General features: G+C 47.3%; 8 protein-coding genes and 1 pseudogene. 5 read left to right on the top strand and 4 right to left on the bottom strand.

Translation table 11 applies throughout. From position 1 onward, the window contains the following. The 3 genes from Q0200_RS11125 to Q0200_RS11115 all read right to left on the bottom strand — a co-directional run. Positions 1 to 404: sugar phosphate nucleotidyltransferase (locus tag Q0200_RS11125; protein WP_297941176.1), on the bottom strand; the 404-nt coding region annotated here is incomplete at its 3' end. Positions 405 to 652: 248 nt separating this feature from the next. Continuing rightward, a complete protein-coding gene (locus Q0200_RS11120) occupies positions 653 to 853 on the bottom strand; it encodes a hypothetical protein (RefSeq protein ID WP_297941175.1) in 201 nt (66 codons plus the stop codon). 2 nt (positions 854 to 855) lie between these two features. Further along, positions 856 to 1,659, bottom strand: coding sequence for a hypothetical protein (locus Q0200_RS11115; RefSeq protein WP_297941173.1), 804 nt, complete (start codon positions 1,657 to 1,659; stop codon positions 856 to 858). A gap of 109 nt (positions 1,660 to 1,768) precedes the next feature. On the opposite strand from Q0200_RS11115, the pseudogene Q0200_RS11110 reads away from it, so the two are divergent. From Q0200_RS11110 to Q0200_RS11100, 3 genes and pseudogenes are all read left to right on the top strand, one after another. Next, positions 1,769 to 3,609 (top strand): annotated as a pseudogene (locus Q0200_RS11110) (biotin/lipoyl-containing protein). Between the two features lie 18 nt (positions 3,610 to 3,627). Then, positions 3,628 to 5,205: a phosphoenolpyruvate carboxykinase (ATP) gene (gene pckA / locus Q0200_RS11105; RefSeq protein ID WP_297941171.1), complete on the top strand. Its 1,578-nt coding sequence runs from the start codon at positions 3,628 to 3,630 to the stop codon at positions 5,203 to 5,205. 18 nt (positions 5,206 to 5,223) lie between these two features. Then, on the top strand, positions 5,224 to 6,627 hold the full coding sequence (locus tag Q0200_RS11100) for a CAP domain-containing protein (RefSeq protein WP_297941169.1): 1,404 nt from the start codon (positions 5,224 to 5,226) through the stop codon (positions 6,625 to 6,627). Positions 6,628 to 6,773: 146 nt separating this feature from the next. Here the strand turns inward: Q0200_RS11100 and Q0200_RS11095 are convergent, their stop codons facing one another. Then, on the bottom strand, positions 6,774 to 7,052 hold the full coding sequence (locus Q0200_RS11095) for a helix-turn-helix transcriptional regulator (protein WP_297941178.1): 279 nt from the start codon (positions 7,050 to 7,052) through the stop codon (positions 6,774 to 6,776). 109 nt (positions 7,053 to 7,161) lie between these two features. On the opposite strand from Q0200_RS11095, the gene Q0200_RS11090 reads away from it, so the two are divergent. Beyond that, positions 7,162 to 7,380 carry a hypothetical protein gene (locus tag Q0200_RS11090; RefSeq protein WP_297941168.1) on the top strand — a complete coding sequence of 73 codons (219 nt, stop codon included), beginning with the start codon at positions 7,162 to 7,164 and terminating at the stop codon, positions 7,378 to 7,380. A 187-nt stretch (positions 7,381 to 7,567) separates the two neighbouring features. Continuing rightward, a partial coding sequence (locus Q0200_RS11085; protein ID WP_297941166.1) for a hypothetical protein occupies positions 7,568 to 7,883 on the top strand: 316 nt, incomplete at its 3' end.

The raw sequence follows: 7,883 nt of genomic DNA, 5'->3' as shown, positions 1-7,883 counted from the left end.
TTGATCCACAGATCATCTGCTAGCACCACGCCAAATGGCTCATCGCGTACGAGGACTTTGCCCGTGTGGATCGCGTTGCCTAGGCCTCTCATGCTCTCTTGGCGCGTGAATGAAAACGTGCAGCGCGCCATCAGTTCGCGGATATCGACGAGCAGGTGTTCTTTGTTCGTGCCCGAGATCTGATGCTCTAGCTCGTAGCTGATATCAAAATAATCCTCCAGCGCGCGTTTGCCGCGACCCGTGATAAACGCCATGTTTTTCATGCCGGCCTCTAGCGCCTCGTCCACGCCGTAGTGGATCAGCGGTTTTGTGAGGATCGGCAACATCTCTTTTGGCAGCGATTTGGTCGCAGGCAAAAATCTCGTGCCGTAGCCCGCAGCCGGAAATAAACAAGTTTGTATCATAATTTTCCTTTTGATTTTTTAGGAGATTATAGCGAGTTTTGGCTAATTTGGAGTATTAAGGGCGGTTTTGAGCGGTCAAATTTGACTAAATTTAAATTTTGCCGGCCGAGACCCTAGTCTTGAAAACGTGAAATTTAACTCCATCAAATTTAAAAACCAAATTTTTGAGTTTTCAAGATGCAAGTCTCAGCGCGTCAAATTTTATAAATTCAACTTCGATTTTACCCGCCAAATTTGACTTACAAAAGCTAAAACCCAAACTCCGCGTAAAATTCGTTCAGGTAGTCCGAGTAGTAGGTGTTGCCGTTTCTAGCGTCAAATTTGCCCGCCAGTTCCAAAGCCGTTTTATAGTCGTTCTCGTCGCCAAACGCGCTAACTGCGATGAAAAATCGCAGGTCGTTTAGATCGTCGTTGCCCTCAAGGATCGCCGCGGAGTGCTTGCGCGCCAAATTTAGAGCCGTCTCGCGCTCGTCAGCCTAACGGCGATCTCGATTAGCGGGGCGATCTCATTTATAACGCGAGGATTTGACTCGATCGTCGCCGCGGCCTTGGGTAAAAGGGCTTTTGCCTCTTCTATCTTGCCTGTTTTAATCATGCTAAAAAGTATCGGCGCGTAGGTCGTGTGAGGCACTTCGGCACAGGTTAGCTCGCCTGAGAGTATCGGCGCGGCAAGCTCCAGCGCCGCTGCGTGCTCGCCGGCAAAATTTAAATAGGCGATCTCACCCGATGCCTCGCATGCTTCGCAGTCGGCCATATCGTCTTTGGCGAGCTTTTTCCACAGTTCGTAGTTTGCCTTCGCCTCTCTAGCATCGCCCATGTCGATGTTTTGATTCATCAAGGCCTTGTAGTAGGCAGCCAGCGAGAGCTCCATGCGCTCGTAGTAAAACAACATCGCCTCGTTTGCCTCGTCTATGAGTTCCTTTTCGATCACGGAGCTTTGAGCGACGCCCGAGACGATCCATTTAAATTTCCACAAGCAGTCTACAAAGTCGTCGAAATTCGGGTATTCGCTCTCGTTTTCTTTTGAATTTTGCACGATATAGTCCGTGAGCCACATCAGCGCTCTGGTCCTTAAAAACGCGCCGAATTTTTCAAAATCGTCGTTTAAAACAAAGTCGCAAATTTGCGCGGCAAACGCCAGATCCTGCGCCTCTACGGCGTCTCTTATCTTGTCAAACAAAAACTCCTCTTTATCGGCCAATCTATCAAATTCTTTTAGCTTTTTATAAAGCTCTTCTAGCGTGCGCTCTTGCATTTGCTCCCCTTGTTAAACATTTTTGTGATAATGCTTTGATTTTATTATATCCACTTAATCTAAAACTAGGTAAAATTAACGCAATTTTAAAATTTGAAAGGGCGGCAAAATGGCGAAAAAATTTATAGACGTTATGGACACTACCTTTAGAGACGGCTTTCAGTCGGTTTTCGGCGCGCGCGTGGCGATGGCGGACTTTTTGCCTGCGGTTAGTGCGGCTAAAGAGGCCGGTATAACGCACTTTGAGTTTGGCGGCGGGGCGCGGGTTCTGAGGCTTTATTTGGTAATATTTTTTTTATAAGTTCCCTAAATGAAGACGCTTTTGCGATGATGGATAAATTTCGCGAAACCGTCGGGCCCGAGGCAAACCTGCAAACCCTAAGCCGCGGCGTAAATACCGTGACGCTAGACACGGGCAGCCGCGAGCTAGTCGATCTGCACGCAAAGCTCTTTAAAAAGCATGGCACAACCACGATACGAAACTTCGACGCGCTAAACGACGTGGAAAATTTAAAATTTTCTGGCGAGCGTATCGCCCATCACGGGCTAAAGCACGAAGTGGTCGTCACGATGATGGATCTGCCAGCGGGCTGTTCGGGCGCGCACGACGTGGCATTTTACGAGCGGATTTTGCGCGAAATTTTAGACGCGGGCATCCCGTATCACAGCGTTTGCTTCAAAGACGCCAGCGGCACCTCTAGTCCGCAAAAAGTGTATGAAACCATCAAAATGGCTCGCAAACTCCTCCCGCAAAATACCCACATCAGACTCCACACTCACGAAACCGCAGGCGTTAGCGTCGCTTGCTATATGGCCGCTCTAGAGGCTGGTGCAGACGGCATAGATCTAGCCGCAAGCCCGGTTAGCGGCGGCACCAGCCAGCCAGATATCCTAACTATGCTGCATGCCGTTAAGGGTAAAAACTACGATCTGGGCGGACTTGACGTGGATAAAATTCTAAAATATGAAAGCGTGCTGGGCGAATGCTTGAAAGACTATTTCCTGCCGCCCGAAGCCGTGCAGGTTAGCCCGCTCATCCCGTTTAGCCCTATGCCGGGCGGTGCGCTAACGGCAAACACCCAAATGATGCGCGATAATAATATCTTGGACAAATTTCCAGAAGTCATCCTTGCTATGCGCGAAGTCGTACAAAAGGGCGGCTACGGCACGAGCGTGACGCCTGTGAGCCAGTTTTATTTCCAGCAGGCGTTTAACAACGTAATGTTTGGCCCGTGGAAAAAGATCGCCGAGGGTTACGGTAAAATGGTGCTAGGCTACTTCGGCAAGACGCCTGTGGAGCCAGATAAGAGCGTGGTTAAGCTAGCTAGCGAGCATTTAGGCTTAAAACCGACCAAAGAACACGCCATGGATATTGCCGACAAAGACGAGAGCAAGTCGCTTAAATTTACGCGCGAGCTACTCAAAAAAGAGGGCATCGAGCCTAGCGAGGAAAATATCTTTATCGCTGCGGCGTGCAAGGAAAAAGGCATCGCGTTTTTAAAAGGCGAAGGCAAAGTAAATATCAGAAAAAAATCGACAAACGCGGGCGAAACGAGCGTGCCGACCCCTCGCGCGAAAACTCCGATAAACGAAAAATACAGCGTCACCGTAAACGGCAAAAAATTTGACGTCGAGGTCGCGGACGCTGACGGCAAAGCCGAGATAAAAAGCGTAAAACCCGCAAGCGTAGCGCACATGCCGCCTCCGGAGCTCTCTCCGGCTAAAACGACCGGCGGCAGCGGCGAGCCGGTGAAAAGCACGCTTCCTGGAAACGTGTTTAAAATCCTAGTCGCAGTGGGCGATAGCGTGAAAAAGGGACAAAGGATGTTCGTGCTAGAGGCCATGAAGATGGAAATAGACGTAAACGCCCCAAAAGACGGGCTGGTAACGTCTATCGAGGTACAGCAAGGACAAACCGTAGCAAACGGTCAAATTTTAGCGAAAATTTAATCCAAAAAAGGAAGAAAAATGGTAAACGAAATAGAAAAATTGGGTCTTAAAGACATCAAAAAAATCAACCACAACCTAAGCTACGACGAGCTTTTCGAGCTTGAAAAGGCTATGGGCGAGGGACGCGTGTCAAGCAACGGTACCTTTATGGTCGATACCGGCATCTTTACGGGTCGCAGCCCAAAGGATAAGTACTTCGTAAAGCAAGACCCGAGCCAAAAATATATCGCTTGGGGCAAGGTAAATCAGCCTATCTCAAAAGAACTTTTCGATAAGCTTTTAGCCAAAGCCAAAGCCCAGCTAAGCGGCAAGGAAATCTTTATCCAAGATGCATTTTGCGGCGCGAGCGAAAAGAGTAAAAAATCGGTCCGCTTTGTAACCGAAGTCGCGTGGCAGGCGCATTTCGTAAAAAATATGTTCATCCGCCCAAGCAAGGCCGAGCTAGCTAAATTTAGCCCTGATTTCGTCGTCTATAACGCGTGCAAATGCAAAAACGAAGAGTGCAAAGAGCAGGGGCTAAACTCCGATGTTTTCGTTATCTTTAACGTCGAGGAAAACGTCGCCGTTATCGGCGGCACGTGGTACGGCGGCGAGATGAAAAAGGGCATTTTCTCGATGATGAACTACTGGCTGCCGCTTGAGGGCAAGCTAAGTATGCACTGCTCGGCAAACGTTGGCAAGGATGGCGACACGGCGCTATTTTTCGGCCTAAGCGGTACGGGCAAAACGACGCTTTCGACCGATCCAAACCGCAAGCTAATCGGCGATGATGAGCACGGCTGGGACGATGAGGGGATATTTAACTTCGAGGGCGGCTGCTACGCTAAGTGTATAAATTTAGACCCGAGCAGCGAGCCTGAAATTTACGCCGCGATCAAGCGCGACGCGCTGCTTGAAAACGTGGTCGCGGATGAGGCTGGCGTCGTGGACTACAAAGACGGCAGCAAGACCGAAAACACCCGCGTTAGCTACCCGATCTATCACATCGACAACTACGAGCCAAGCTCCGCAGGCGGCCATCCGAAAAACATAATATTCTTGACCGCCGACGCATTCGGCGTTTTGCCTCCAGTCGCAAAACTAACCAAAGAGCAGGCGATGTATTATTTCCTAAGCGGCTACACGGCCAAAGTCGCGGGCACCGAGCGCGGCATTACCGAGCCCGTGGCGACCTTTAGCGCGTGCTTTGGCGAGCCGTTTATGCCGCTACACCCGACCGTTTACGCTAAGCTTCTAGGCGAAAAGATCGACAAGCACAATGTCAGCGTCTATCTGGTAAATACCGGCTGGAGCGGCGGCGCGTACGGCGTGGGCAAGCGAATGAGTATCAAAGCCACGCGCGCGTGCATAAACGCGATCTTGGACGGTAGCATCAAAAAGTGTGAATTTGAAAATTTCGAAAAATTTAACCTAGCGATCCCAAAAGAGCTAGCAGGCGTCGAGACAAAGCTGCTAAATCCGATCAATACGTGGGAAAATAAGGACGAATACGTCGCGACTCGCGATAAGCTAGCGAGCATGTTTGAGGCGAATTTTAAACGCTACGAGGACGTAAAAGAGGGCGTAGAATACGCAAAAGCAGGCCCTAAGGCTTAAATTTAAAGGGCGCGGGATTTGAAATTTTACTCTGTAAAACGCGGGCTTAAATTTAGCCTTTTAGCCTGCGCCCTTTTTCTTGCGGGTTGCGATATCTTGGGCGGGCAGGGTAAAGACTCCGCGCTAAAGTCCGCCAAGCAGCCCGAGTTTTCTTTCGTTCCCGACTCGGACGCGGTCGCGTATCTAAACGAGTACCGCCGAGGCTCCGAACTCTCCGGTCTAAAACCAAATCAAATTTTAAGCCAAGCCGCCAAAAACCATGCCGACTATAGCGCCCAAAACGAATACATGGGGCACGACGAAGCGGCGGGACGGGTGAAATTTAGTGGCGCGACTCCGGCTGATAGAGCTCTGGCCGTAGGCTACAAATCAACTCTAGTGCTTGAAAATATCGCTTATAAAAGCGACTTTAAAGAGGCGGTGGACGGGCTGTTTTCGGCGATATATCACCGATTCGCGTTTTTAAATTTGAGCGTCGACGAGGTCGGCTACGCGCTCGCGTCCAAGGATAAATTTAACGCCTTCGTCTTTGAGATGGGCAACTCTAGGCTTAACGCATTTTGCGCTAAGGGTGCGAGCGATACGGGCGCGGGGCGGTTTTATACCAACGTCTGCGCCGATAAAAATCTAAAAATAAAAGACGCCAAATTTGATAATTTCACCGGCTCTAGCAAGCCTTTCGTCAAATTTCCCGACGCTACCGCCGTGACGCCTTATTTTAGTGGCGAGATCCCGGATCCCTTCCCCGAGTGCAAGATCACGGCAAATCCCGTCAGCATCGAGTTTAACGCAAACTCAAGCGAGATAAAATTTAAGGATTTCGAGATATTTAAAGACGGGCGAAAGATCCAAAATTTGCACGTCATCACGAGCGCCAACGACATAAACTCCAAATTTTCGTCCAAGCAGTTTGCGGCCTTTTCGCGCGAGGTTTTTGACTTTGGCGCGCAGTACGAGGCGGTTTTTAGCTACGAGCAAGCGAGCGCGCGAAATCAAAGTGCGCAAAACGCGGGCGCGCAGGTAAAGCAGATAAAATGGAGCTTTAAAACCAAAACGCCGCAAAATCCGTATTTCGACGCGCGCGACGGCGACGTGCTAGGCGTGGATGCAGACAAGACCTACGAGATATTTTTCCGCCCCAAAGACTGCAACGACCTCATGACGCGCTACTCTTACAAAGCCTCGGGCTTTATGACGCCTACGGTCGCGCAAAGCGGCACGAACACGCTAAGCGTGAAGCTAAAAGGCATGGCCGGCGATACGCTAAGCATCGTAGCGGGCGGCATGAGCGTCAAGGTACGGCTTAAAACCAGCTCGCCAGAAGTCGTGCGCGAGAGGAGGGCGTTTTACGTGAAGGCGGGAGTGATGATCGCCGGCGTGATCGTGATTTTTTCGCTAATCGGCAGAAAGATGAGGCGGTGAATTTACGTCGCTTTTTTGGGTTATTTTTGATGAGTTATTCTGCTTTGATTTTAAGCCTTTGTTGATTTTAAAATACGAAAACGCTTTGCAAAATTTAAGTCATAATTTGCCAGATACTTTGGTTAAATTTTACGTCAAATTTACTCTTATCTATCTTTATTGCTCTCTGTTATTTCCTTAAAAAACTCGTTTATATTGCAGTTAAAAAGTTTTGAAAGCTTAAAAAGATGAAGTAGATTAAAGTGCTTGCCGTGTGCGTTATTTTCCATATTTGCGTAAAATCCGCCCGATGCCTGCCCTATACTTAGAGCCGTCTCGAGCTGGCTTAGATTTTTCTCTTGCCGCATCCTTTTTACATTTGAAGCTACGGTATCAAAAAACCGCTCGTTTTCCTCTTCTGTCGTTATCTCAGGTAAATTTAACATGTCCATTCCTATAGAAAAGTTTTCTATAAGTTTATTTCTCATATAATTCTTTATCAACTTGCTATGGCGATTATGCCTATAGAGATAATGAAATGTAAAAGGATTGATTGTGGCTATTTTTTGTCTGATTGTTTTTTCTGTAATGTTTATTTTTGTTAACCCAATATATAAGGCAACCATGGTGAGAATGGAAGAAGACTTTTTAAGGGGGCTTCCAAGTCGTGACATTACGCTAAAGGTAAACGGCTATGCAACGATTTTTAGATTTATATCAAAGTGGGCAATAGTAATTTCTTTGATTTTTATCATTGCCGATATGTTTAAATAGGAGAAAAGCGATATGTTTTTAGGAGTATTATTCGCCATTTTTCTTGTTCTTTGTTTATTGGTGAATTTGGTAAAACTAAATAATCCGTATTTTGAAACTTCTCCGAGTGCTATTTTTATAAATTATGCCACTTTTATTTTAGGCATAGCACTGCTTTTAAATTTATTATCATAGTGAAGGATTAAACATGATTTGGATATGGGTAGCGGCTTTGGTTTTGGTTAAGGTAACCAGTGGACTTTCGCTGGTGATTGCACTTGCAATAACAATATATAAGATAAAAAACAGTGAACCAAGACTTGATCTTGACCCTGAAGTAGTCTTAGAGTATAAAAGATTTGTAAAATATCATACAAGTTTAAGTAATTCTCAAATTTATGATTTAATGACGAGATATGCTTTAGAAATCGTTGAAATGTTGAGAAATACAAATATTAGCTTAGAGGAGCGCGCCACATTAACGATGCTAACAACTTGCTTTATACTAAGTGAATATTATGAAA

It is taken from the genome of uncultured Campylobacter sp., assembly GCF_938045225.1.
GTDB lineage: Bacteria > Campylobacterota > Campylobacteria > Campylobacterales > Campylobacteraceae > Campylobacter_A.
This window is presented reverse-complemented; position numbering and strand designations above follow the sequence as displayed.